This is a genomic window from Arenibacter sp. 6A1 (assembly GCF_012272855.1).
Taxonomy (GTDB): domain Bacteria; phylum Bacteroidota; class Bacteroidia; order Flavobacteriales; family Flavobacteriaceae; genus Arenibacter.
Genome location: NZ_JAAXCQ010000012.1, coordinates 80523 through 106437, shown reverse-complemented (window position 1 = coordinate 106437; position 25915 = coordinate 80523). Strand labels below are relative to the sequence as shown.

Below are 25915 nucleotides of genomic sequence, written 5' to 3'. Positions count from 1 at the left end.
GTTTTTTAGGAAACCTATCAAATTATTATCTTTATACCATAAAATTATAGCGACTGAAAATGGATAAAAAAATCATAGCACCTTCCCTGTTGGCTGCCGACTTTGCCAACCTACAACGAGATATAGAAATGGTAAACAACAGTGAGGCAGATTGGTTTCATATCGACATCATGGATGGTGTGTTTGTCCCTAATATATCTTTTGGCATGCCTGTTTTAAAAGCCATTACGGCACATGCCCAGAAGACTATAGATGTACATTTAATGATTGTAGATCCAGACCGTTATATCAAAACCTTTGCCGAGTTAGGAGCTCATAATTTGACGGTACATTATGAAGCGTGTACACATCTGCACCGAACCCTACAAGCCATAAAGGCCGAAGGGATGACAGCTGGAGTGGCCCTAAACCCACATACCAATATCAATCTTTTGGAAGATATTATCAATGATATTGATCTAGTATTAATTATGAGTGTAAACCCAGGGTTTGGCGGACAATCTTTTATTGAGAACACCTACGATAAAGTAAAGGCACTAAAAGAACTCATCAACCGTAAAGGGGCTCATACCATAATAGAGATCGATGGCGGTGTTAGCTCGGAAAATGCCAAAAAGCTTATCGATGCCGGTGCCGATGTATTGGTAGCAGGGAGCTTTATTTTTCAAAGTGACAACCCTACCAAGACCATCAAAGAATTAAATGAATTAATTGGGTAATGAAGAATTTTGATATTGTCATTGTTGGAGGAGGACCTATTGGTATTGCATGTGGCCTAGAAGCTAAAAAGAAAGGTCTTTCCTATGTTATTCTAGAAAAGGGATGTATCGTCAATTCCCTTTACCATTACCCGCAAAACATGCAGTTCTTTTCTTCTTCGGAGAAATTAGAAATAGATAATATTCCCTTCATAAGTATTGAGGCCAAACCTAAAAGAAATGAAGCCTTAGAGTATTACCGACGCATTGTGACCAGCAATGAACTGAACATACAACTGTTTGAAAAGGTAGGATCCGTCCAAAAAATCGACGGGTATTTTGAAATCCAATCCTCAAAAAACACCTATCGTGCATCCAATGTTATTCTAGCAACCGGATTTTATGACATCCCTAATAAGATGGATGTTCCTGGGGAAGACCTGGACAAGGTATCGCATTATTACAAGGATCCCCACTTTTATTCTAGCCAGAAAGTAGCCGTTATAGGCGCCAGCAATTCGTCTATAGATGCTGCCTTGGAGTGCTACCGAAAAGGCGCCGATGTTACCCTTATCATTCGTGGTCCAGGGGTAGGAGAACGTGTAAAATATTGGGTAAGGCCCGATATTATCAATAGAATTGAAGAAGGCAGTATAAAAGCATACTATAACAGTACCGTAAAAGAAATTACCGAAGAGGAAATTATAATACAATCGGCTACGGAGACCATAGCCTTGAAAAACGATTATGTATTGGCCCTTACGGGATATATGCCAAATTTTGGATTTTTGGAAAAGATAGGCATCCAACTATCTGAAGACGAAAAAAGACTCCCACAATACGACCCGGAAACGATGGAAACCAATGTAGAAGGTATTTATTTGGCTGGAGTTATTTGCGGGGGGATGGAAACCCATAAATGGTTTATAGAAAACTCTAGGGTTCATGCCAACATGATCATAGGTTCTATACTTCAAAAAAGAACCGTAAACTCCTAAAAAACGCCTTAAAACAAAAACCCAAGGAGACACTATACACAAGCGTCTTCTTGGGTTCTTTATTCAAGAATACTTAATACGGTTTATCAAACAGCTCGCTCGATGAGATAGTGCTATTGGTAGGGAGTATTACTTTTCTTAAAAACTTAGTGTCGTTGGTTTCCTTGCACCATTCTAAAAGCTTTTGACGATACTCATCCAATTTTTCCAAATAGGCACCTGAATGTACAAGGTTATTCATTTCAAAAGGATCGTTTTCTAGATCAAAAAGCTGCTCCCTATTTTTACCCCAACTGTACAAAACGTACTTATATTTTTTACCGATCAGGGCCCTTCCCAGGGTGCCATAGGCCTGCTTCCCTTCAAATTTAGTCTCTACCACTACAAATTCTCTCTCTTGACTCTTCTTGTTCCCTTCTAGTCTTGGTTTAATACTTTCTCCGAGCAACCCTGCTGGAATAGGAATTCCGGCATAATCACAAATAGTAGGGTACAGATCTAACCCATTACTGATCAAGCTTTGGTCTACCCCTTTTTTAAAGCCTTTTTTTCCTTTGTAAGTCATAATAAAAGGCACTTTAACGCTTTCCTGAAAAAGGGCTGTTTTTTGGTTCCAACCATGGGAAGCATTTCCGTCGCCATGGTCACTGGTAAAAATAATCAGTGTATTGTCACTTAAGCCCATAGCATCAATGGCGTCTATAATTTTTCCTATCTCTCGGTCTACTTTTTCTACCAACCTATAATAGGTATAGCGGTACTGTCTCCAATCTTCTTCGGTATAATTTTGGGTCGGGTACACCTTCTTATCTACGTCTTGCTCTATTTGCAAAGCTTCGGGAAAAGTTTCCGATTTCTTGAAATTAGGGGGCAGCCCTGGTGTTTCGCTAAGGGGAACCATGGGGATATTCCCATAAGGCAAGGGTTCGTTCCTGGCCCATTCGCATATATTATGCGGATTGTCAAAGGAAGCTACCAAAAAGAAAGGCTTGTTGCCATCTTTTTTAGATGCCATATAATCGATACATTTCTCTGCCAAAGGGATATCCCCGAAATCTGCGATCTTCTCAAAACCATTTCCTTCGGAGATAGCTGCCTCATGGGCATGCCATTTACCACCATAGGCACAGTCATACCCTGCCTGTTGCATGATATGCCCTAAGCCCATTTCCTTATTTTCAGCGGACATTCTATTATCACCAGAAACATTGGAATTAACCCCTAGAGTATGTGGCATTTTCCCCGTGAATATGCTAGAACGAGAAGGACTGCACAAGGGAAAAGTAACATAGGCGTTGTTAAAGCGAACCCCATTTTTGGCTAATTTATCCAAATTAGGGGTTTCTAAATCCGTATTCCCGGCTATACTCATTGCCGCTGCTTGGTGTTGATCTGTCATAATCAACACTATATTAGGCCTGTCCTTATCCTTTGCCCCTGTTGCAGACGATTTCTGAGCTTGGCTTACTTGGAATACCAACAACACCACTATAAAAATTAATGTATTGGATACTTTTTGTAAGAAGTTCCCTGAATTGGCAACCTTCCTAATATTTTGAATTGGTTCAGTATTCATATTTTTAGTTCAATTGTTTTGTGAAATATTTTTTCCTTTTAAATACATCATTTAAAACCATATTAAATTTACTATTAGCTGTACGGCCTAGGGGCTGTCCTCACATTTCTGAGCTTCCCTATTCAACAATATTTACCTCGTGAACATTGATAAAGGAGCCTTGGGTTACTTTTGCCATTTTCTCTTGTAATTCGGCTACTTTTTCGGGCATCTCATTCGCTAGATTATGTTGTTCATTAGGATCCTCTAGTAGATTATACAATTGCGGCTTAGTTTCAAATCCCGTCTCAATTTTAGGTCCCCATGGCACCATTTTAGGTCCATCGTGGGGCAGTATAAATTTCCATCCGTTCTCTATATAGGATAACGGACCTTGGAAGCTCTCGTGTATCAGCGACTGTCTACCAGCCTGGTCTTCGCCATTTAGGACAGCCAGCATATTTTGGCTATCTACAGCTTGGCTCTTATCTACATCAACGGCTAACAATGTACTAAATGACTTAAGAAAATCGACCTGACTAAACAGTGCGTTAGAAATGCTTCCCTTTCCTTTGGCATCGGGCCATCTGATGATCATGGGGATTTTTGCTCCCCCGTCATAAGAACTGTATTTACCTCCTCTTAAGCCCCCTGTAGGTTGGTGGTCGCCGACCAATTCCCTTGCCTTATCATGGTACCCGTCGTCCAAGACAGGACCGTTGTCACTAGAAAAAACAACAATGGTATTATCCAGTAAATTTTGGGCTTTTAGTATTTCCATAATTTCCTTGACGGTCCAATCTAACTGAAGAATAACATCGCCTCTTGGTCCCATACCACTTTTACCTTGGAACATTTTATTGGCAACTCTTGGCACATGTATATCGTGTGTAGAAAGCAGCAGGAAAAATGGTTGATCCTTACTAGAATCAATGAATTTTTTAGATTTATCAACCAATTCCATAGGGATGGTTTCATCATCCCACAAGGCGGCTTTTCCACCTTCCATAAAACCAATTCTACTGATACCGTTTACAATGGTATTGTTGTGGCCTTGAGAGGGCTTCATTGTTAATAATTCCGGATTGTCTTTCCCTGTAGGCCAATTTCCAATCTTTTCCTTGTAATTTACTTTTACAGGATCGTTAGGGTCTAAATTAACAATATGATGATTTTCGACAAAAACACAGGGAACTCTGTCCCCTGTGGCTGGAATTATATAGGAATAATCAAAACCTATTTCTAAGGGTCCCGGACTAATTTTACCATTCCAGTTAGGTCCATTTCCATCGCCCAAACCTAAATGCCACTTTCCTACGATACCTGTTTTGTATCCCGCAGTTTTTAAGACATCTGGCAAGGTGGTTTTCTTGGTATCAATAAGAAGAGCCTCATCGCCGGCAGCAACACCAGTTCCTTTTTTACGCCAGGCATAATCGCCGGTTAATAAAGAATACCTAGATGGTGTACAAGTAGCCGCGGTGGCATAGGCATTTGTAAATAGAATGCCTTCCTTGGCCAGGGCATCAATATTAGGGGTACTAATGGTAGTGGCCCCATAGGAGCTGATATCGCCATACCCTAAGTCATCTGTGTATATGAATACGATATTGGGCTTCTTTTTATTTTGAACAATTTTGGTGGAAGATTCTTTTTGCTCTTTGCAACTCACCATGGCAATACCTAACAGTATTGCTATTATATAGCTTTTTTTGATTCTCATAATTACAAATATTGGTTTCCTTATTTAAGTTTTTTATTTTTTTTCGCGCTCCTATTCTAGCGTTAAAGTCTTTTTATTTATAGCACTGCTACTTAACTGTCATTATGCACAGAGTTGTATTCCAATCCAACCCTTACAAAGCCATTTGCCTTTCTATTTTATCCCATTCTTTTTTAGTAAACATTTTTGAACTTTCAATGCCCTTGAAGCAGAAAGTTTTAAATACTATATTGGTTATTAATTTTAAATTCTTTTGACTTCAAAATTTTCTATCCTCATATGATTGTTCACCGTTCTAAATCCAAAATATCCGCGGGTATAAGGTTGTGGATCCTTAACTTCATAAATCACTTCCCCGTCTCTCGAATAACTTGTGAAATTATCGTTGACTATAATTTCAATTCTCATTTTCTTATTAGCTATAATCATAAATTTCTTATCCGATAGATCGTGTTCTGGCAACAACGGCCTATCGACATTGCCATTATAGCGCCTGAATCTAGTTTTTGTATTATGATGGCCACCATAGCCCACATAGTAGGATGTAAAATGATGATAATTGGGAAAATGACCCGCTCGGTTCTTAGAATCTTTAAAAAAATCATCAGGGTTTTTAGGATCATTTGCCATCCAAAGGCAATTCATGTCCGAAACCCTGTCGTATATACCACCTTGGTCTATAATAGTAATATCGTATGATATTTTCACTGGTGCTAGTAATGGATTTTTAAACCAAATGGTGCAACCTTTGGCATCAATTACTTCTATGCCTTTGTCAGAAAAAATAGTTCGTCCATTTGGTTGCTGTTCAACCACCCAATTTTCTGAATCATGGAGTACATTTTTATATAATGTATTGTCATAACCACAGCCATAGATTAATAGAAATAAGATAATAATAGGTGTGATTTTCATAATAATTTCTGATTATAATTTTAAAGAGTTTAGGCAGATGCACTTTAGTCTTTTTTAAGTTTATATTTTAGACATCTCACCTCCCTTACATTCATTTTCTATCTCCTTCCATTCTTTCAAACTTTTGGCAATCCACGCTGGAGTTTTACCTAATCTGTGTTTTAATTGTGCTTCGTATAAAGATTCAGGAAAAACGGCCTGTCCTAAACTTTCAAAATAGCCAAGGTTATCTTGATTGAAGCTCGTTCCTGAACCATGCATACCTACTACGGTAGGATTCACGACAGAAAAACCCCAATACAAATGTTTGGGTCCTGACAGTTTCCAGAAATCGTAATTATCTTGTGGTTCACCTACTCTTTTATAGTTCCATAAGGTTAATCCTTTTAAGTGATGCGGCTCATTTTTGTAATACCCTCCGTGGCTGGTCATTTTTGAACCTTCGTACATATCCACCAAATTATTGATTGGAATGTCGGCATGGGAATCCCATCCTTGTTTTGGCGTTTTTACGCGCCAAATTACAGATCCCGATGTTTTGTGAGACATAGATGCGCCATGGAATTGCCCATAATTGGAAGTATCCTTAATTAAACCCGTTAACACCCGTGTAGACTGTGTCACGTTCGTTAATTTATGTCCGCTGTTCTCTTCGACCCATAACATTAAAACAGAAGATGCATAACTATTACTAACAGAAACAGCTCCACTTACACTGCTAAACCGGCATCTTCTAACCCAAGAGTTTGCCACTCTTTGCATAGAAACCATTGACCAAGCATTGTCGTGCAAAAAATCTTTATGGTGTACAAATGTATCCTTAAAATTTGCTTTGAAGAAGAAATCTTCTACACCCACATTTTCTAACGGATAAAAAGGTTTTGCTTGCCAATTGTAATCGGTATTAATCGAATTTATCAACGGATCCTTTAAGGTGATTTTATTCCCAGAAATACTTTTTATTTCATGGTTCTCAATAAATGTCACTCCTTCTTGTTGTATCTTTTCCCAATGTGGTCTTGGTTTCTTTCCTTCAAAAGATTCTTTTGCAGCAGTGACATTATAAGGCATTTGTAGTTGTATAAACTTTGTATCCTTAAAGATGTCTACATTTTTCACAACAATGGTAAACGCTCCTTCATTTGCATTTTCTGTGATCTTTGTTTGTTGTTTTTCTCCTTTTTTTGACGAAAATGTAAACATATAACTCACTTTCCATTCAGGTTCATCGGGCGTTCGTTGCAACATGTGATCTTTCATATTAATCACCGTTCCATTTTTCCCCATGCCACTTCCTTTTAAAATAATATTAGAAGATGATATTTGAATAGGATTGGTTTTTTTAGGTTTCACATTCACCATAAATTCTCCTGGCGGAAAAAACACAATGCCGCCCTTGTTTAATTCTGCTGCGTTTATAGCAGCCTCAATAGCCTCTTGGTCCGAAATACTATCATTGGGAATGGCGCCAAAATCTAACACATTAAAAACCTTTAAACCCTTATGCTTTTCGGGGATTCCTTTTTCACCAAGTTGATATCCGGCATAGGAATAATCAAATAGCAATGGAATTTCAGGGTCGTTTATTTCACCTGTATATTTTTTCCATATAAGCGCTTCTTGAGCAAAGGACGGGCCTATGTTAAGTATGAAAGCTATAAAACAAGTAATAAAAAGTACACGCATTGTTATGGATAATTTCTCTATTTAAAGACTTAGAAGCAATAGGATGCCTTCTTGACCTAAGAACTTAATTTCATCATTTTAAACACCCTTGGAAATCCATCTTTACACTCTAAACTAATGACGGTTTTCGTACCAGAATTATCGATAGCGGTTATAAAATCGGCTGGCAAGGCGCTCCATTTCCCTTCTAAGGTAATGGTCAGTGTAACTGGGGTGCTGTAATTCCTATATTTATTCGGTTGGTATTCCGGAAAATTCAAATCGGGCTGCACAGCACTGATAGTTATATTTTTATCAGAATCCTTTCTTACCATAATTAATGTAGGTTCCGACACTTCTGATAAATAACCGCTATCCAATTTTTTCTTAGCCTCAAAAACGGCGTATGCCGTGGTGTTCGACTTATGGTCCGAAACAATATGAGCTATACTATCGGCTCTAATAATGGAATAAGAATCATCGGCCTTTGCCTTTTTTTCGAACTTCTTTTGATCTTCCTCCTTCAGAAAGGGATAAATAACATATTGATAGTTGGCATTTTTAGGAGCCAATCCATGATCTATCCAAGCAGCAGCATAATCGGCCTCCGTCTCTTTTGCTCCTTTGCCCTTGGCATTCATTCTCCCGGTATTGATCGAGTACTTGTTGTGATAAGAATGTTGATGTTCCTTCTTTAATTGTACGGCGGTATTGGAAAGGATATAATACCCATTCCCATAAGGATCTACCACCCAGTTATTCTTTTTCACATCAGAAGCCAATTCTGTTTTAACCGGAAACTTTGTTATGGTTTTATTAGATGTGTAGAGCGGAATTTTTGGATCTATTAACAAAGACTGAAAAAGATTGGTCTGTACAGGATTATTTTCGTCTATACTAGAAATATTGGTTCCTATTGCTATCAGCTTGTCACCAAATGAAAATACCGATTTCTTAGCATACAATTTTCCTGGAAATCCCACTTTCGTTTCTGGCCATTCCGAATTAGAGCCTTTGCCTTCATTTAAGATCATTCCAAAAACGCCGTTCCCGTCCAATTCTGTAGCCCCAGCAAAGGTTTCATTGGAACGGAACATTATAAGGGGCATTTTTGGTTCCAATTCTTCAAAAGGCAAGTAAATTACGGTAGCCCCCGGATATCGGTTCCAATCCCAACCTTCTTGTTTAAATCCACTACCAGCTTCGCCTTTATGGTTCAATAATTGAATAGTTCCGTTGGCAGGGTATCTACCGTACCTGTTTTCATCTACATAAATTTCTGATGCCCATACATATTTGCTATATCCTTTCACAATAACTGCCCAATCGTTGCGTCTATGGATTGCCGTTGCCGCATAGGGCATGGTATGGTAGCCAGAGAGCTGTTCTGGACGTATTCCGTTAACTTCCCTAAAAAGGGTGCTATTGAGTTTATCTTCTTTTCCCCATAGCCTAAGATATGCAGCGGCCACCTCCTTATCAATTTTCTCGGTTCCCTCCGGATTTCCTGCATATGCCATTAAAAGATACTCTTCCTTTAAGGATTTAATACTGTTGGCTTCCAAGGGATGTCGTCCTGCATTTCCAAATCCCCAATCGTACAATTGGCTATAAGCTCTAGTATTTAAAAAAGCCTTTTTAAAATTCTCATGTCCGTCCGTTTTTATTCGAAACCTAGTCCCTGACAAGGTTCTGATTACTTTAGGGACTGTTTTAAAGGCACCATAACCGTAGGCCGGATAGTGACCATTGTGATGCCATGCCGTACCATCTACCTTAAAGCCCCATTCTTCATTTTGTTGTGCTAGGGTTATAGAGATATAATTAGAATAAGCATGTAATAAGGCTGCTTGCTTTTCCTGGCTATCCATAAGGAAAATCAACATTAAATGATAATAGGATTGTGTGTTTAGGTAATCGATATTTACATGAAAATTACTTTCATCGTCCAAAAGCATTCCTAAGTTAAACAACCAGTGCAAACTTGCGCCAATCTCATTTAACAAACCGTTATCGTATAGCAATTGACGCATGGTAAAAAATGCCTCGGTAATGTCCCTAACGTTATACCCAATATGATGCCTTGTACCGCCAGCGGCACCAGACACCCAACCTTGATCTAAAAAGTATTTAGTCCCAGTCAAAAACATTTCCTCAATTTCCTGTTTCTGGGAGGCATCTGCCCTATCGTGAAAATTAGCTAGTTTTTTTAATACTTTCCCCAAATCCGACACATCATTAACCTTTAATGGCCCATGTTGTTTCTCATCATAATACTCCTGCTTTATCATAAAAGTTAAAGGAGGTCCTATTACCGTCTCACCCGTATCCTTTATATTTAATTTTTGAAAATCTTCCCGTAAAGACTTTATATACACCTTGTATTTCTTATCGATCCTTAAATCTGTGTCAATTAATTTTTCGAATTTTTGTAAATCCATCCTCACAGCCATAGAAATTGGGGATACCTCTAAATTCTTAATGCGTTCGTAATTGCTTATCAAAGGCATCCAATGATCACTGCCCAAATTAGTATCTGCCTTAATAAAGGGCACCAAAAGATCTGGGTATTGATGCCTGTCATCCTGGTATTGTGAAAAAACAATGTCGTCTAGATATAGTTTTCCCTTTTCTGCTGAAGTACTAATTCTAAAATAATCATAATCTACTTCGGCTCCCTTCTCTGGAGCATTTCCTTGCATTTCATAAAAAGGAACCCAAATTCGTCGCCATCCTTTAAAAGACAATGGAACATCAAACCAAACCGCTACTTTTCCTTCTTTTTCAAAGGAAATAGTTAGGGTATCGTTTTGTGGTGTCTCGTTGTAAAGGGAAATCGCTGTAGTGGGACTAGACGGAAAGTAATTTCCGTACCGCAATGGACTTTCTGCATGTGACAATATCCTAAAATTTGAAGTCCCTAGACTACTTTCGCCTTGCCATTCCCATTTCAATGACGATTTTCCTAACCTCATATGATCAGTACTGATTGCCAAAGTGCTATTAGAACTCTGATATAGCTCTAATACGTTGCTGGACTCAAAAGATTCTAAGGCGGGTAGCTTCGTTTGTTGTGAAAAACCTATACCAGTGATTAAAAAAAGGATCATTTTAATTGGCATATGTTTTCTTGATTTATAAAATAATGATCTCATTAGTTTCCTTATATTTTTATATTTCTAATAGGCATATGTCATGGCTTCTTTTGCCAATACACCCTCATGATTAATATATTTTCCAATCTTTAAACCAAACACTTTTTGTAAAACTGCTTTGGTCTTTAGCATTGCTTTGAAAATTACTCACCAACGCCAAATCGCCCTTCCACCTTTCTATAGCTACATGGTTCTTAGATATATTGGCCAATAACTTACCCGTACTAATGTCGGAGATAGCAACATCTATCACATAGTTGTTTGCCTCTGGCCTAAGTTGCACTTTTAGTTTCACTCCAGTAGCCAATGCTTTCATCACATTCTTATTTTTAGGATTGGGGCTTGGCGTTCCTATAAACAATACCCCGTTTGTACTGACCCCTATATTTAAGCCTTTTCGATGCACCGCATGATCTGAACTTAGGGTATCTGCCCCCAAATTAAATCCGGCCCAATTCTTACTATTCCCGGCCAAATCTCCATAATAAAAACCAACCTCAACTTCCATTTCAAAGGTTCCCTCTCTTAACTGAGGTGTTAACAGATGAACTGTTCTATTTTCCCTACTGACCAAACATTCCAATTTCCCATTGGACACCTGCCAATCTTCCAATGGATAAGGCGTATACTCTGGCCCTACCCTTGAAGGTGTTGCAGTGCCCGTAAAATCACTTTTAAAGACAATCTTATTTTCTGTCTTGCCTTTACATCCCAGCAAGGTATAAAGCAAGATAATTAAGCATAAAAGTGTCCTATTAAAACTCCAGGCATTCATTGGTCTCGATGGTTTACTTTGATAGTACCGTTTCTGAATCACTTAACTTTTGGAATCGGTTTAACCAAGGGTCCTTTTTATCCTTTAATTGCTTTAAAAGTTGCTTTTTCAACCCGCTTTTCAATTCCGTATCCTTTTCGGCAATATTATGTTTTTGAAAAGGATCGTTTTTATTATCGTATAAAAATTCACGAGCTTGGTTTTGGTCATCCAAGGTGATCACATAAGTATGGGTATGGGTCCTTATTCCACGGTGTCCCGATGCTGGCTGCCCTTCTTCTATATAGTAATACAAGACAGAACTTGGCCTTTTCCCTTCATTTTTTAAAATGATGGACGATAGGTCTTGGCCATCTAAATTGGAAGGAATGCCATCTGTAGTACCTAGCATATTTAGGATAGTCGGCATAATATCCGTGGCACCAATAAGCAGATCGTCTTTTTGGCCTCCCTTAATTTTAGCAGGCCATCTAATGATAAAAGGAACGTTTATAGCTTCTTCATACCATACATTTTTTGACATCAAAGCATGGCTACCCATCATTTCGCCATGATCTGAGGTAATGACTACTATAGTGTTATCTTCCAATCCCTCTTCTTTCAAGGCCTTTAACACTCTCCCTATTTGGTCGTCTACACCCGTCACCATAGCATAATAATTACGCATATGATCTTTGGCTAATTCGGTTCTTTTCCTGGTTGCCCCCTTATGGAAGGCCAATTCTTGGGCCTCGCTATCCAAATCTAGATTCCCCCTATTGAGCAATTCCTCCAAGGATTTGTCCTTATAGGGTGCTATATATTTTTCAGGCACATAATGATATGGCGGATGCGGAGGGTTTACCGACCAAAAAAGCGCAAAAGGCTTGTCTTTAGTCCTTGTTTTCTCGGAGGGGTTTTTAATATAATCGATGATCACATCTGCTTCGTGCTTAGCAGACCATTCGTTGATATACGTCAGCTCATCCTCCGCAGCATCGTTGATCCAATAATGAGGTGTGTTGTGCTCATCAAAAGTACCATAAGCATACCAAAAATTAAACCCATGCCGAAATTCCTTAGGGGTATAAGCATCCCATAACACCGTATCCTTATCCGCAATAGGCGGTGGGGAGGTTAAATGTAATTTCCCCACATAACCTGCGTCATAACCGTTCTTCACCAAAACATCGGAAAAACTAATATCGTCTTTTTGCCATGAATTATTGTACTTATACCTATTGGAGTTACTATTGGTCAGCACCGAATTATTATAAGGTAATTTTCCGGTCATCAACATAGCCCGGTAAGGACTACACAGCGGAAAATTACTTATAGCATCTGTAATCACCATTCCTTCTTTAGCCAGTTGATCCATATTAGGAGTCACCACCGGATCCTGTCCATTGATCCCAATAGCCGAATTTCGCAATTGATCGGGAAAGATAAATAACAAATTGGGTGCTTCCTTTTGCGAGGAATTTAAGGTAGGCTTACAAGAAATCATAGTGCCGAACACCCAACTAAATAGCAACAAATACCGAATTACAAAATGCATGTTCATAATATCTAGTTTACTGAATTCATTTTCTTTAATCTATCCAAAGCCTCAATATAATAATAATCGGCATAGATCAGGGCAACGTCAATTTCGTGTCCCAATGATTTTGCACCTGTCGAATGAAGTAAAAAAGAATCGGCTTTCCCTACTCCCGAATATTTTTCGGAACTTAATGAAGCTAACATTTTCAAGGCCGCATTATAATATTTATTTTGCAATGCTTCGTCTTCCATATAGGTACTAAGTTCTAGCAGGCTAGAGGCTACAACAGCTGCTGCAGAGGCATCCCTATCATCATCTTTTGTAGTGTCAATATCAAAATCCCAATGAGGTATGTAATCTTCTGGAAGTAGTTCTAAATACTTATCGGTAATCTTTTGTGCAAAATCTAGGAACTTTTTATCCTTTGTTTCCCTATACATCAAAGTATACCCATATATCCCCCATGCCTGTCCTCTAGACCAACGGCTATCATCGTGAAGACCTTGTTTGGTATGCTTGTTCAATACCTTTCCGTTAATGGAATCGTATTCTACGACATGCCAAGAAGTATTATCGTCTCTAAAATGATGTTCCATGGTCGTTTCCGCATGTTTTACAGCGATATCATAGTGACTTTTATCCCCACCATTTTTAGCAGACCAGAACAGCAGTTCCAAATTTAACATGTTGTCTATGATGGTGATATGTTGTTGCCAACGAGGATGCATTTTATTAGACCAAGACCTAATAGTTCCTACCTTAGGATTATACCTACTTGCAAGTGATTTTGCAGAAGTCAATAATATATCCTTATACTCCTTCTTGTCTCCAAAAAGGTACCCATTGCCATAAGCTGGAAACATCATAAATCCTATATCGTGGTGTTCGGTAATGGTTTTAAAATCCTCAAAAACTTCAGTTCTTTTTATAGCTTCTTGTTTCCATTTTTCATCCTTGGTAATTTCGTACATATACCAAAGTATGCCTGGATAAAATCCGGAGGTCCAAACCAATCTTCCGTTGGGTATTTCTTTCCATTCGGTTTCGTTTGTTTCTATTAACCTAGGGTGCTTGGAAAGATCGGTTAACTTGGGTACGGCTATTTCCAATTGTGACTCGCAATCTTCAATGGCACCATTCAAATCGAATGCCACGCTTTTTCCATTTAGGACTTGTGCCGTAGCAGTTTCTTTTTTCTTTTGTCCAGATTGGCAGCTTGCCAAGCAAATAACTAGGGACAGTAATAATAATCTCATTCGTTTGCATTTTTATGTTAATACTTTACTTTTTTAATCTTTGGTTTCCGTTAGATGATGATTGTAAAAAAAACACCCCACATATTTTTCTATGGACAATACGGGGATGTTCTAAACTCAACTCAATCAACTAACTTTTCAATGGTGCTTTGAGACCTATTTTACTTTTAGGTTTCAGGGCCTAAGACAAAGTTGCAGTATATTCATAAAAACTAGAGGGGCTAAAAGTTCAATAAAAGGGTGCTCACTGACCAAAGCCATCAAAAACACTTAAAATTCAATATTTTATAAAAATCCCCCCTTCCTCGCTTTCAAAGAATGGCGTTTATTTTTTTAAAGGTTGATTGATCTTATAAATTTGAAGCGGGCCATTATTTTGGGCAAACACCATCAATTGATCCAAACCTCCTTGCCTCACTACGGCGATATCCCGGATTTCTCCGGCCAATTGAAGTCCGCTTTCCAGATTGTTCACCGCCTTAAAGCTTCCTTTTCCATCTCCTAAAAGCAATAGTCCTTTATTGGCATCATAACGACCGTATTTTACCCGTGTGCCGAAAAAATTCCCCGTTAAAAGCAAATCTAAATTTCCATCCCGATCAAAGTCCTTGGCAACCATACCGTAAATGGGGCTAAACTGTGCTTCTTTTGGCAAGGGGGAAAGCTGAAAACGACCCTCCCCTAAATTCTCCATATAACTGGTTTCAAAATTTTTAGTTTCTAATACCCTTGCCTCCTTTAATTGATCGGGGGTAAAAATGTCGGTAATTTTTTCATCGGCATAATCTACATAATTAACGTACCTGCCTTTTAACTTGTTCAACTGCCCCAATAGATCGTCCTTAGAAAACACCGGATAACTTTCGTTCTCGATATAGGAACAAAGAATAGGATCTAAAGAACCATTGCCATCAAAATCGCTGTCATACAAACTCACCGGTTTATCTTGGGATGCTTTTAACTGTGAATTCAGTCCAAAATTTCCTGTCATAATAAAAAATCCCAATCAATACATGAAAATGTACCGGTTGGGATTTTAACAATTAATTATGATTGGTTATTCGGTAATGGTTAATTCCTTTACCTTTTCTAGTTACCTCAATAATATTTCTTTAAGTAATTAAAGAAAACTTCCACTTATAAACAGTATCAAACTTTATTCATTTTTTCAGTTACTAGTTTACCAAAATGTTATTGCATTTTTATTCTCTCAATTGAGGCGCTTTGCTAAGCTCGGACTCCGGGATTTCTGCAAAATAATTTGAAGGGCTTTGATCTCCGATAATAGGACCGACTAGTTCTTCTGGAGACCTATTAGCTAAAGCTTCGGCTACCCTTTCCAACCGGGTAAGATCATCCCATCTTTTATATTCTCCTGCCAATTCCCATTTTCTTTCTGTATACGCCAATTCTGCTAAATCACCGTTAGTCACATCGACTAGGACATCTGGAGTATCAATTGGTAAATTATTCGCTCTTCTACGCACCTTGTTCAGGGCTTCCCAAGCATCGGCAGAGTTTCCTCCCGATCTTCCTTCAGCTTCTGCGTAATATAATAGGAGATCGGCATATCTCATAGAATAGGTATTCATAGAAGTAATTGAATTATTCGTTTTTATCTCATCCTGATAGCCTGTTACTTTAAGGAAAAGTGGGTGTTTTTCATCTTTAAAGTCTTCCCATTGAATTGTTTCATTCTTAAATACCACCTCGGTTCGGAAAGTATTATCCTTTCTTGGGCCCTCCGGAAAATCGTTAAAAAACCCTATTTCTGCAAAAACCTCGGCCCATCCCTGAACATCCCCGGGATATCCAACTCTTCCTGTATGCCTATTGGAATAAGCATTATTCAATGGTTGGTTGTGGGCCAAACCAAAAACCATCTCGGAATTGAAACGGTTTTCATCCTTTACGGACCATAAGGTTCCCATATCTGGTACTAACGCAAATCCATGTGAAGTAGCATTGTCTATAACAGTCTTTGCGCTGCTTGCCGCCATAGCGTATTTAGAATTATCTTTTAGCGGCCATCCTGCCCAATGCATATATAACTTCGCTAAAAAGGCACGAGCCGAACCGCTATTAGGACGAATAGCAGCAGGAGTTCCCAAATATTTTACAGGTAATAAACTTTCTGCCATTAAAAAATCACGCTCTATCTGCTTATAAATTTCTAATATTTCTGAACGCTTAATGTCGGTATTTCCTGGTATATCCGTAGAAGTTAATAGAGGAACCTTTCCAAAGGTCCTAGTCAAATGAAAATAACAAAAAGCCCGTAGGAAATACGCCTCCCCTATCATGGCGTCAATCTTTTCCTGATTGCCACCCATAATATTTTCACGAACCGAAATAATATTATTGGCTTCCTTGATCGTTTTATAAGGCCCATTATAGGCTAGTGCAATACCACTGGTCAAAGAAGACATTTTCATTTGATCGGCATCTCTAAATCCTTGTTTATTTTTACCGCTATGGGTTGTAATATCATCACCTCCAAAAGAACGCATCCAATAATGCGCCCACTGCATGGACAGGGTAAACTGATGGTACATTCCGGCTGTTGCTGCTTCTAGAGCATCCTGTGAGTTTAAGGCTTCGGGAACCAGGCGACCCTCTGTAGGGTTTTCATCCAAAGTACAGCTATTAAAGACTATCGGGGCTAAAAATAGTACCGTTAGAATACGTAATGATCCTATTATTTTATTAGTTTTCATACTCCTTTATTTTCTTTTTTATATTAAAATCCTAATTTAACTCCTACGGTGTAGGTTCGCGAATTGGGGTTGGCACCATAATCTATAGAAGAAGCAGATCCGGAACTTGCACTTATCGAGCTTGCCTCAGGGTCATACCCTTCATAGCCTGTTAATGTAAACAGGTTTTGGGCACTAGCATATATCCGAATTGATTTGAAGAATTTAGGATCTGGCATATTGTATCCTAACGCTATATTACTCAACTTAACAAAATCGCCCTTCTCCAAGAACCGAGTCGAATTCACAAATAAATCCCCAGAAGCAGGAATATCAGTTTCATTTTGAGCTGTCCAGCGATTTCTATATTCCCCATAGGTAGCCAATGATTGTACGCCACCTGCCATGGAAATTTTTGCACGGGTAAAGTTAAATACATCAAAGCCATGGGCTCCCCTTAACAAAAAGTTTAGATCGAAACTCCCCAAGGTAAAGGTATTGTTTAGGGCCCAGTTATGATCTGGAACACCATTACCTATAACACCAAGTGCTATATTACCTTCTTCATTTAGCTCATACCGTGCATCCCCCGGATTTCCTCCTGTATCCCCTGTTTTATAGGTGCCTAAAAATGTAGCCCCATACAGTTGTCCTAATGGTTGTCCTTTTTCTATACTTACATAGGCACCAGTAGTATTGGATATATTACCCAAAGGGCTCACCAAGATTTCGTCCTGACCATCTGCCAAGGCTTTCACCTCACTTTGGTTATAGGAATAGTTAAAATTTGCAGTCCAATCAAATGTATCGTTACTAGCAATCACACTTTCTAGATTAAACTCCCAACCACCGTTAAACACTTCACCGACATTGCTAAGAATGGAGCTCCCACCTGTGAAATCGGGCAGTGGAACCTCTAACAAAAGGTCCGTCGTATTTTTCCAATATTTGTTTGCCGAAAAATTGATCCTTCCGTTCATAAAGGTGGCGTCGAAACCAAAGTTGGTTTGTTTTGTGGTTTCCCAAGTAAGATCTGGATTGGCAATATTCCCTAAGATAACCCCCCTTGTTTCACTACTACCATCCAAAGGATAATTTTGTCCTGTAAGTAGGGTATTGTAGGTAGAGTAAGGCGCTATTGCCTGATTCCCAACCTCACCATAACCTGCCCTTAATTTTAGACGCTCAAGTCTATCGCCCAATAGATTTCGGAATTGATAGGCTACAGATCCGGAAGGAAAATAACCAGTTTGGTTCCCTGGCCTAAATCTTGAGGAAATATCTGCACGTAGGGTCCCTGTTAAATATAAGGTTTGGTCAAAATTATATTCGGCCCTCCCCATATAGGAATGTATTTTGCTTTTGCTAAAATTTGCGCCCACAGATGGTGTAGTTCCAAGCTCCAGTGAATAAAAGTTGGCCGGTATGGAGTACTCTCCTGCATTGGCATTGAACCCCTTACTAACAAAGTTTTGAATTTCAAAGAGCGCTGTCGCTTTTAAGTTATGGTCATTAAAACTCTTGTTCCAAGTTAAAATATTACTATTTTGTAGGGTTGTATTATAATTGGTACTCCCCCCTCCTGTTGGGCTACTTAAAACAGTTCCTGGTGGTACGCCTCTATAGGTTTCGTACAATGAATTTGTGAATAACAATCCACCGATAACGGTTAAGTTTAAGTTATCCGTTAAATCATAGGAAAGATTTACATTGGCATTTACGCTATTGATGGTACCGTTAGCTTGTGATTCCAATCTTTCTGCGATAGGGTTAATAAGACCAGAACCATTTGAACTAATAAGATTATAATTTCCATCGATATCTTTAAGGGGCAAAGTAGGATCCCATCCTAATACCGCTATAATACCCGCCCTGTCGTCCGGAGAAGAAGATCTCCCTCCTGCGACCAAATTCAAAGTCTCCTCACTACTACCATATAAATTTAATCCTACTGATAGTTTGTCTGATAGTTGAGTATCAAGATTCGTTCGAAGGGAATAACGTCTATAATTAGAATTGATAGCGACTCCTGATTGATCCAATAGGTTGCCCGAAATAAAATAACCTATGTTTTCTTTTTTTCCACTGATCGCTACTTGTACGTTTTCCGTGATTCCGGTTTTAAAATATTCCTTTTGATAATTGGTTCCCCCATCGATAACCGGCAGGTTGTTGATAGCTCCAAATTCTTCGGGCGAAAGCACATCTAATTTATTTGTAATTTCAGAGATAGAGGAAAATGCATCTATATTTATACTAGGTTCTCCCGACCCTCTTTTCGTAGACACCAAAATAACCCCATTGGCACCTCGGGAGCCATATATAGCAGTTGCTGAAGCATCCTTTAATATTTCCATGGATGAAATATCGTTGGTATTAATTGCTCTAAGATCAGCCCCAATCACTCCATCGATGACTACTAATGGCTGGTTATTTCCATTAATTGAGTTCGCACCTCTAATTCGTATTTTTATTTCAGAGCCCGGTGCTCCAGAATTTTTACTCACCTGAACCCCAGAAGCACGCCCTTGTAAAGCATCTTCGACTCGAAACACAGGCTGTTTTTCAAAATCTTTCGCCGATACGCTTGCCACAGCACCGGTAAGGTCACTTTTTTTGGTGGCTCCATACCCTACCACGACTAACTCATCGAGCTGAAAGGCATCTTCGACCATAGAAACATTTATAATATTCAAGGCCCCCACAGTGATAGTTTGTGATTTCATTCCAATATAGGAAAACACCAATTTGTCTCCTTCTTTTGCATCTATGGAATAGTTTCCATCGAAATCATTTTGTACACCATTCGTTGTTCCTTGCACCAAAATATTTACCCCTGGGAGAGCAAATCCATTGGAAGCATCGGTAACCTTTCCCGATATCGTTTTTTCCTGAGCCGTTATACTTTGCGAAAGAAGCAATAACGCAAAGACGAATAAGCCATTAATAATTCGTTTCATACTATTTTAGTTTTGGTATTTGGTTAAATAATAGAGGCAAATATTACTTTAAAAGCATCAAAAATAGCGGGCCAATCTGTTCATTCAGAGGGGGTTTTCTGTTCAAATAATTCTATGACCCCCAGTATTTATAACTTTTTTGCCTACTCAATAAAAAATCCCAACCAATACATGAAAATGTACCGGTTGGGATTTTACCAATTAATTATGATTGGTTATTCGGTGACGGTAATGGTCAATTCCTTTACCGTTTCTTGACTTCCATGAATGGTAGTATTTGTTCCTACCAAGGTTACAGTATAGGTTCCTGGTGTCTCATAGATATGAGTAAAAGATTCTAGCTTTTCAGAAAACGATTTTAAGGGTGTTCCTTTGTCCGGATTCACTTGGGTTAAATTTATGGAATTAGTAACCAACCAATCCTCGTTTGCGTAATCTGACGGTCCTCCTCTAAACCTCCAAACGTCATTACTCGAATCGAAGTACCATTTCCCTGTATTCCAAGACTCTACTACACCTTGTACGTCTACTGGCAAGAATCCTGGTGCATCTGTTGTGGCAACTGTCAACGGAGCCGGAGCATCCTCGGTAGACAATACAATATTGAAATCGGCGATACGCCATTCGGGCTGCCTGTGACCGTTCCCTTTATGATCTTCTGCGTAAAACTTAAGAGCAAAGTAGATCGGGCTCCCAGTAGTCAAATCCGTTATATCCGCTTCTCCAGATTCTGTCCAAGCAAAATCATAGGCCGTCGCGATATTGAAGCGATCAGAAATATCCATCCATGTAGCGTTGGCTATTCCCTCGGGTGTTCCAGAACCATCGTAGTCTGTAGATGCCATTACGGATAAGGTACCCGTGGCATTATTGTTTAGTCCGTATTTTTGTGCATTTTTAAAAGACATTGAAACCATTCCTTCTGCCTCGGTTCTGTCCCTGAATTTGTATTTATGCCCAAAATCGCCGGCATAGAATTGTAGAAAATTAGGAGCGTTATGGACCATAAATTCTACTGGTTCCCCCACTTTTGCAGTGACGCTGGTTGGTATTACTGTAAAATCGGGCACTTTAACCTCTTCAAAGTCCTCACATCCTTGAAAAACGAAGGCGAAGAGCAGTAAGACTGACATTATATTTATTGATTTTTTCATAGTTGATTTTTATAAGGTTTATTATCAAGATGGATATATCTTTTACCAACCCGGGTTTTGAGTTATCAGATCATTAGCTCCTATTTCCTGTTCTGGAATTGGCAACAGTTGGTGTTTAGAATCTACATAATTATTATAGCCATCTAAATAATAATTTTCCGTAGTGTTTGTCCTTGTTGCTGGATTACCACTTCCGTAGATTGGCCAATCAGTATTTTCACTTCCATCCGCGGCTTGTAGAGCAGCTTTGGTTTCATTTATTTTCTCTTGTAAGATCCCCCAACGTATCAAATCGTACTTACGAAGTCCTTCAAAACACAGTTCCAAACGACGTTCTTCCTGAATTAATGCTTCTGTAATTGGGCCAACCAATGGTGTTGCCTTTGCCCTGTTCCTTACTTGGTTTACGGCATCCAATGCCGCTGCGGATCCAGGATTCAGTTTATTTTCCGCTTCGGCATACATTAATAAGACGTCAGAATATCTCAAGACAGGAAAATGATGTGGTCCGTAGCTACCGGTTCCCCCGCTTTCTAGGAACCTGCGATATTTTGATGCAGGATAAGCTGTTTGGTTAAATTGTGTTCTAAACTCACAATTGTTATTGTTTGGCACATAGTAAGGAGAGACATTCCAAAGACCTCTTTCATCAGAAGGATCGTTTCTATAAGCATCTGTCAATGTTATAGCGGCAGAAATTAAACCGTACCCTCTGTTATTACAAGAGCCATCATCAACCCTCATTCCTATCGTGGATCCGAGTTTATTGGATTGGTTCTGGTCTTGATTACCGAAGTAAAATCCGATTTGAAACAATACTTCTTTAGTATCGTACTGTTCTGTTGCCAATTTATTAAAAATATCCTCATAGCTAGGGTTCAACTCCTGATAGCCATTCTCCATTACTTTTTTGGCCCAATCCCTTGCTTTTGTATAATAGTCACCATCATTGGTAAAGGGAGCTCCCGCCCTGAACAAATTCACTCTGGCTAACAATGCTTGTGCGGCATCTTTACTGGCTCTCCCTGCCGTGGCTTCCTGAATCCCTGGTAAATTTTGCTCGGCATATTCCAAATCGGCAATGATTTGCGCATACACATCTACCCCTTTTGTTCTTGGCAATAATTGTTTTAGGGTGTTTTCCGTTGGCAATGGTATTCCTTCTAATCCTCCAAAGTTCTTTTGTAGTTCAAATAGCAGATAAGATCTTAAAAAACGTGCTTCGGCCTCAAAAACAGCCTTAGAGGTTTCGCTGATGCCCGTTGAGTTTTCCAGCTCGGCCAACATGATATTCGCAGCATATACCCCTTCATATAATAAGGTCCAACTATCTAGAATCTGCGCATTGTTACTCGCAAAGCTGTTCTCTAAAAAGAATCGGTTTACACTTCTATTCTCAAAGCCTTCATCTGTTACAGCACTCGGATACATAGCATTAAGGATAGATTCTCTATAGGCCGCAACAAACCTACTGTAAACACCAGAAAGTCCGGCTAAGGCTCCAGCATCATTTTGATAAAGAGTAGCAGATCCTAGGCCATCTTCTGGCAATATATCTAATTGATCGTCACAACTTTGAAGAAACAATAGACTCGATAGGGCAAATATTAATATTTTTGATTTCATGTGTCTTTTTTTTTAAAATGTTATGTTTAATCCTAGGCTAAAGGTCCTACTTACAGGGTATGACGAATAATCGACCCCAGGCATAATAGCAGATCTATTCACCGAAACATCAGGATCGAAACCACTGTAATCCGTCCAAGTAATTAGGTTTTGACCCGAAAGAAAAATCGATAAGCTATTAACTTGTAGTTTATCCAATACTTTTTTAGAGAAGGCATAAGACAGGTTCACTGTTTTTAAACGGATATAAGATCCATCCTCAATGACTCTAGAAGAGACATCTTCAAACCCTCTTCCCCTAGCTCTAAACATATCGGTATCTTGATTGGTAGGTGTCCATCTATTTTTTACAGAGGCATATTGATTTTGTGCACTATGAGTCATTTCTTCAAAAATTAACCTATTGGCATTCATTACATCATTACCATAAGACCATTGAAAAAAGGCACTTAGTTCTAATCCTTTATAAGAAAATGTATTTCCCAGACCACCAAAATGCTTTGGCAATCCATTTCCTATAATTGTTTTATCATCAGGGGTAATTTTTCCATCTCCGTTCAGATCCTTATATTTTTCATCTCCTGGCTGACGTATAGGGGAACCACCATCATAATCTGGCTGACCAGCAATTAAGGTGTGCGAGGCATCGTCTTCATTATAATTTGCAAAGTCTTCTGGTTGGTATACCCCATCGGAAATATAACCGAACATATTCCCCAATGGCTTTCCTTCCTCTACAATAAATTGGTTGGAAGCATACCTCCAATAATAATTAGGGTTTCCAAAAATGGGCTTCCCTTCTGGCAAGGACAACACTTTGTTCTGGTTAAAGGATATATTAAAATCTGTCGTCCATCTAAAATTCTTAGATTTTACATTAATGGTACTCAGAGCTAACTCCAAACCTCTGTTTCTTACGGTTCCGCTATTTTTCCAAACTCTACTAATACCTAAAGAAGGTGGGGTATCTGCATTGATCAACAGATCGTCGGTTGTCTTTTCATAGACTTCGGCGGTTATTGCAATCCGACCGTTAAATAAACCTAGGTCTACACCCGCATTATACTGGGAAGTAGTCTCCCATTCGATATCGGGATTAGCTCCGCTCGAAGTAGGACGCTGTCCCAAAACTTCTGAACCATTTAAAAAATAGGACGCTAAATTAGACGTAAACAAGTCGAACCTTGCATCCCCTGGAATTCTGTCGTTCCCTGTTTTTCCATAGCCTCCTTTAAATTTAAGCTGAGAAATAAAGCCCAGATTTTTTATAAATTCTTCTTCCTCTGCTTTCCAAGAAAGCGCTAAGGAAGGAAAATATCCAATATTATGTCCTGGTCCAAATTTGGAAGATCCATCTCGCCTTATAGAAGCCGTTAATAAATATTTGTTGTCATAAGCATAGGTCAATCTCCCTAAAAGCGACTGTATTCTTTCTTCAGAACTTCCTAACAAATCATCTGTACTGGACAAGGTGCCCTCATCCATAGCATTGATTCCTTGACTCTCGGCATATTTCGGAATTTGTATAGAACGTATAAAGGTTCTAGTAATTTTTCTACTGTTAAGCGAGCTACCTACCAATACGTTTAAATCGTGTTTTCCAAATGAATTGCGATACGTCAGGGTATTGATATTAGACAAAGTCTTGTAATTGTGGTAATCCATGGTTCCGTTAATTCCATTAATAGGATTTATTAACCTTCCATATACGGTATTACTATTATTAAAAACTCCCGTTTGTCTAAAATCTCCGTTATAGCCACCTTTGGTTTCAAACTCTAGGTTGCGGGTTATTCTATATTTTATAGAAAGATTGGCGATAAATTGATTTGTTTCTCTTTTCCGGTATTCATTGTTTAAGGACACTATTGGGTGCCAGTTAAAAATGTTATTGACATCGAACTCATCTGGATTAATCCCGTACAAAGGATTGCTATCTCCATAATCCTTAAACTTGTTTACCACATTTGGATACGTTATAAGGTTTCTCATAAATGAATAAGAAGAAGTTCCTTCGGTATCAAGCCCCAACCTTTCTGTATTGGCATATATAGTGTTTAAATTAAAGTCTAGTTTATCATTAACTTTATGTCTAAGGTTTAACCTACCATTAATCTTCTTGAATTCGGATTTAAGCAAGGTTCCTTCGTCATTCACAAGATTAATCGAAGCGTCAAGTTTTGTCGCTTCACTTCCACTAGCCACCTTCAAGGTATGCGATTTGGTATACGCCGTTTTAAACGCTTCATCTTGCCAATTGGCAGTAGGAGCATTTAGATAATCTTCCACTCCACCAACAACGGCACCGCTATCATCACCGAAAAACTTTTCAGAGGCTGAAGACGGATTGATCTCATCGGCCAATTTTACAAATTCATAAGCATCTAGTACCTCTAGTTTATTGGCAACGTTTTTTACATCGAGCCTTGTTTCGTACGAGATTCTGGTTTTTCCAGATTTTGCCTGTTTGGTAGTAATCAGCACCACTCCGTTAGCACCCCGTGCCCCATAAATAGCAGTTGCAGAGGCATCTTTTAGTATATCGATGCTTTGGATATCCGTAGGGTTTAAAATACCGGGATTAAAATTTTCTATAATAAAACCATCTAAGACATACAGAGGGGAATTATCTCCGTTAATGGTATTCCCTCCTCTAATGGTTATCTGAAGTCCAGCTCCTGGCTCTCCAGTATCGGAACCCACTTGAACCCCAGTAACCCTACCTGCCAAAGCTTGGTCAAAGTTAGCTACAGGCGCCTCGGTCAACTTATCCATTTTCACGGAGGCGACCGAACCTGTCAAATCTTTTTTCCGAACGGTCCCGAATCCTACCACGACCACATCGTCCAATTGTTGGAAATCTGGATCCAACCCTATATTATAGGTCAATTTATCGCCTTGAATGAGTACCACCTTAGTAGTATAGCCAACATAACTAATAGTAATGGAAGCTCCCTGATTGACCTGAATGGTATAGTTGCCATCAAAATCTGAAGTGACCCCATTTTTTGTTCCTGTCTCCATTACGGTTGCGCCCGGTAGCGGAATCCCTACCTCATCGGAAATGACCCCCTGAATGGTTTTTACCTGGGCCTGAGCCGAAAAGCTGCACAAGACCCCAAATAGAATCATCAAAAAAACGAGTAGATCGCTTTTCCGTTTCTTAATAAAAAGTGTCAATTGATTTTTCATTTTTATTTTGGTTTGATTTTAGTTT

The 25915-nt window shown here is 39.0% G+C and carries 16 protein-coding genes; 2 read left to right on the top strand and 14 right to left on the bottom strand.

Going from position 1 to position 25915, the window contains the following annotated elements:
• The first annotated feature begins 59 nt into the window (after window positions 1-59).
• Both rpe and HCG49_RS12450 read left to right on the top strand, forming a co-directional pair.
• Window positions 60-719 carry a ribulose-phosphate 3-epimerase gene (rpe, locus tag HCG49_RS12455; protein WP_168469862.1) on the top strand — a complete coding sequence of 220 codons (660 nt, stop codon included), beginning with the start codon at window positions 60-62 and terminating at the stop codon, window positions 717-719.
• Window positions 719-1696, top strand: a complete 978-nt coding sequence (locus HCG49_RS12450; protein WP_168469861.1) for a YpdA family putative bacillithiol disulfide reductase — start codon at window positions 719-721, stop codon at window positions 1694-1696. Before rpe ends, HCG49_RS12450 begins: the two co-directional genes overlap by 1 nt.
• 73 nt (window positions 1697-1769) lie before the next feature.
• On the opposite strand, the gene HCG49_RS12445 is transcribed toward HCG49_RS12450, so the two are convergent.
• The 14 genes from HCG49_RS12445 to HCG49_RS12380 all read right to left on the bottom strand — a co-directional run bounded on the left by HCG49_RS12445 (window position 1770) and on the right by HCG49_RS12380 (window position 25890).
• Window positions 1770-3272, bottom strand: a complete 1503-nt coding sequence (locus HCG49_RS12445; protein ID WP_168469860.1) for a sulfatase — start codon at window positions 3270-3272, stop codon at window positions 1770-1772.
• Between the two features lie 118 nt (window positions 3273-3390).
• Window positions 3391-4974 carry a sulfatase family protein gene (locus HCG49_RS12440; RefSeq protein WP_205764390.1) on the bottom strand — a complete coding sequence of 528 codons (1584 nt, stop codon included), beginning with the start codon at window positions 4972-4974 and terminating at the stop codon, window positions 3391-3393.
• A 243-nt stretch (window positions 4975-5217) separates the two neighbouring features.
• A complete protein-coding gene (locus HCG49_RS12435; protein ID WP_168469859.1) occupies window positions 5218-5889 on the bottom strand; it encodes a DUF6250 domain-containing protein in 672 nt (223 codons plus the stop codon).
• A gap of 60 nt (window positions 5890-5949) precedes the next feature.
• Window positions 5950-7575 carry a DUF4955 domain-containing protein gene (locus tag HCG49_RS12430; RefSeq protein WP_168469858.1) on the bottom strand — a complete coding sequence of 542 codons (1626 nt, stop codon included), beginning with the start codon at window positions 7573-7575 and terminating at the stop codon, window positions 5950-5952.
• A 56-nt stretch (window positions 7576-7631) separates the two neighbouring features.
• Window positions 7632-10709 carry a chondroitinase family polysaccharide lyase gene (locus tag HCG49_RS12425; protein ID WP_168469857.1) on the bottom strand — a complete coding sequence of 1026 codons (3078 nt, stop codon included), beginning with the start codon at window positions 10707-10709 and terminating at the stop codon, window positions 7632-7634.
• Window positions 10710-10779: 70 nt separating this feature from the next.
• Window positions 10780-11484 (bottom strand): hypothetical protein, encoded by a 705-nt coding sequence (locus HCG49_RS12420; protein ID WP_168469856.1) that lies wholly within the window; start codon window positions 11482-11484, stop codon window positions 10780-10782.
• Window positions 11485-11497: 13 nt separating this feature from the next.
• Window positions 11498-13027, bottom strand: a complete 1530-nt coding sequence (locus tag HCG49_RS12415) for a sulfatase (protein WP_168469855.1) — start codon at window positions 13025-13027, stop codon at window positions 11498-11500.
• A 5-nt stretch (window positions 13028-13032) separates the two neighbouring features.
• Complete coding sequence (locus tag HCG49_RS12410; protein WP_168469854.1) at window positions 13033-14262, bottom strand: glycoside hydrolase family 88 protein; 1230 nt, start codon at window positions 14260-14262, stop codon at window positions 13033-13035.
• Between the two features lie 325 nt (window positions 14263-14587).
• Complete coding sequence (locus HCG49_RS12405) at window positions 14588-15253, bottom strand: hypothetical protein (RefSeq protein WP_168469853.1); 666 nt, start codon at window positions 15251-15253, stop codon at window positions 14588-14590.
• Between the two features lie 211 nt (window positions 15254-15464).
• Window positions 15465-16979 carry a RagB/SusD family nutrient uptake outer membrane protein gene (locus HCG49_RS12400; protein WP_168469852.1) on the bottom strand — a complete coding sequence of 505 codons (1515 nt, stop codon included), beginning with the start codon at window positions 16977-16979 and terminating at the stop codon, window positions 15465-15467.
• Between the two features lie 23 nt (window positions 16980-17002).
• Entirely contained in the window at window positions 17003-19918 is a 2916-nt protein-coding gene (locus tag HCG49_RS12395; protein WP_168469851.1) for a SusC/RagA family TonB-linked outer membrane protein, read from the bottom strand.
• A 215-nt stretch (window positions 19919-20133) separates the two neighbouring features.
• A complete protein-coding gene (locus tag HCG49_RS12390; protein WP_168469850.1) occupies window positions 20134-21072 on the bottom strand; it encodes a DUF5017 domain-containing protein in 939 nt (312 codons plus the stop codon).
• 42 nt (window positions 21073-21114) lie between these two features.
• Window positions 21115-22698 (bottom strand): RagB/SusD family nutrient uptake outer membrane protein, encoded by a 1584-nt coding sequence (locus HCG49_RS12385; protein WP_168469849.1) that lies wholly within the window; start codon window positions 22696-22698, stop codon window positions 21115-21117.
• A 12-nt stretch (window positions 22699-22710) separates the two neighbouring features.
• Window positions 22711-25890: a SusC/RagA family TonB-linked outer membrane protein gene (locus tag HCG49_RS12380; protein ID WP_168469848.1), complete on the bottom strand. Its 3180-nt coding sequence runs from the start codon at window positions 25888-25890 to the stop codon at window positions 22711-22713.
• Window positions 25891-25915 lie beyond the last annotated feature (25 nt).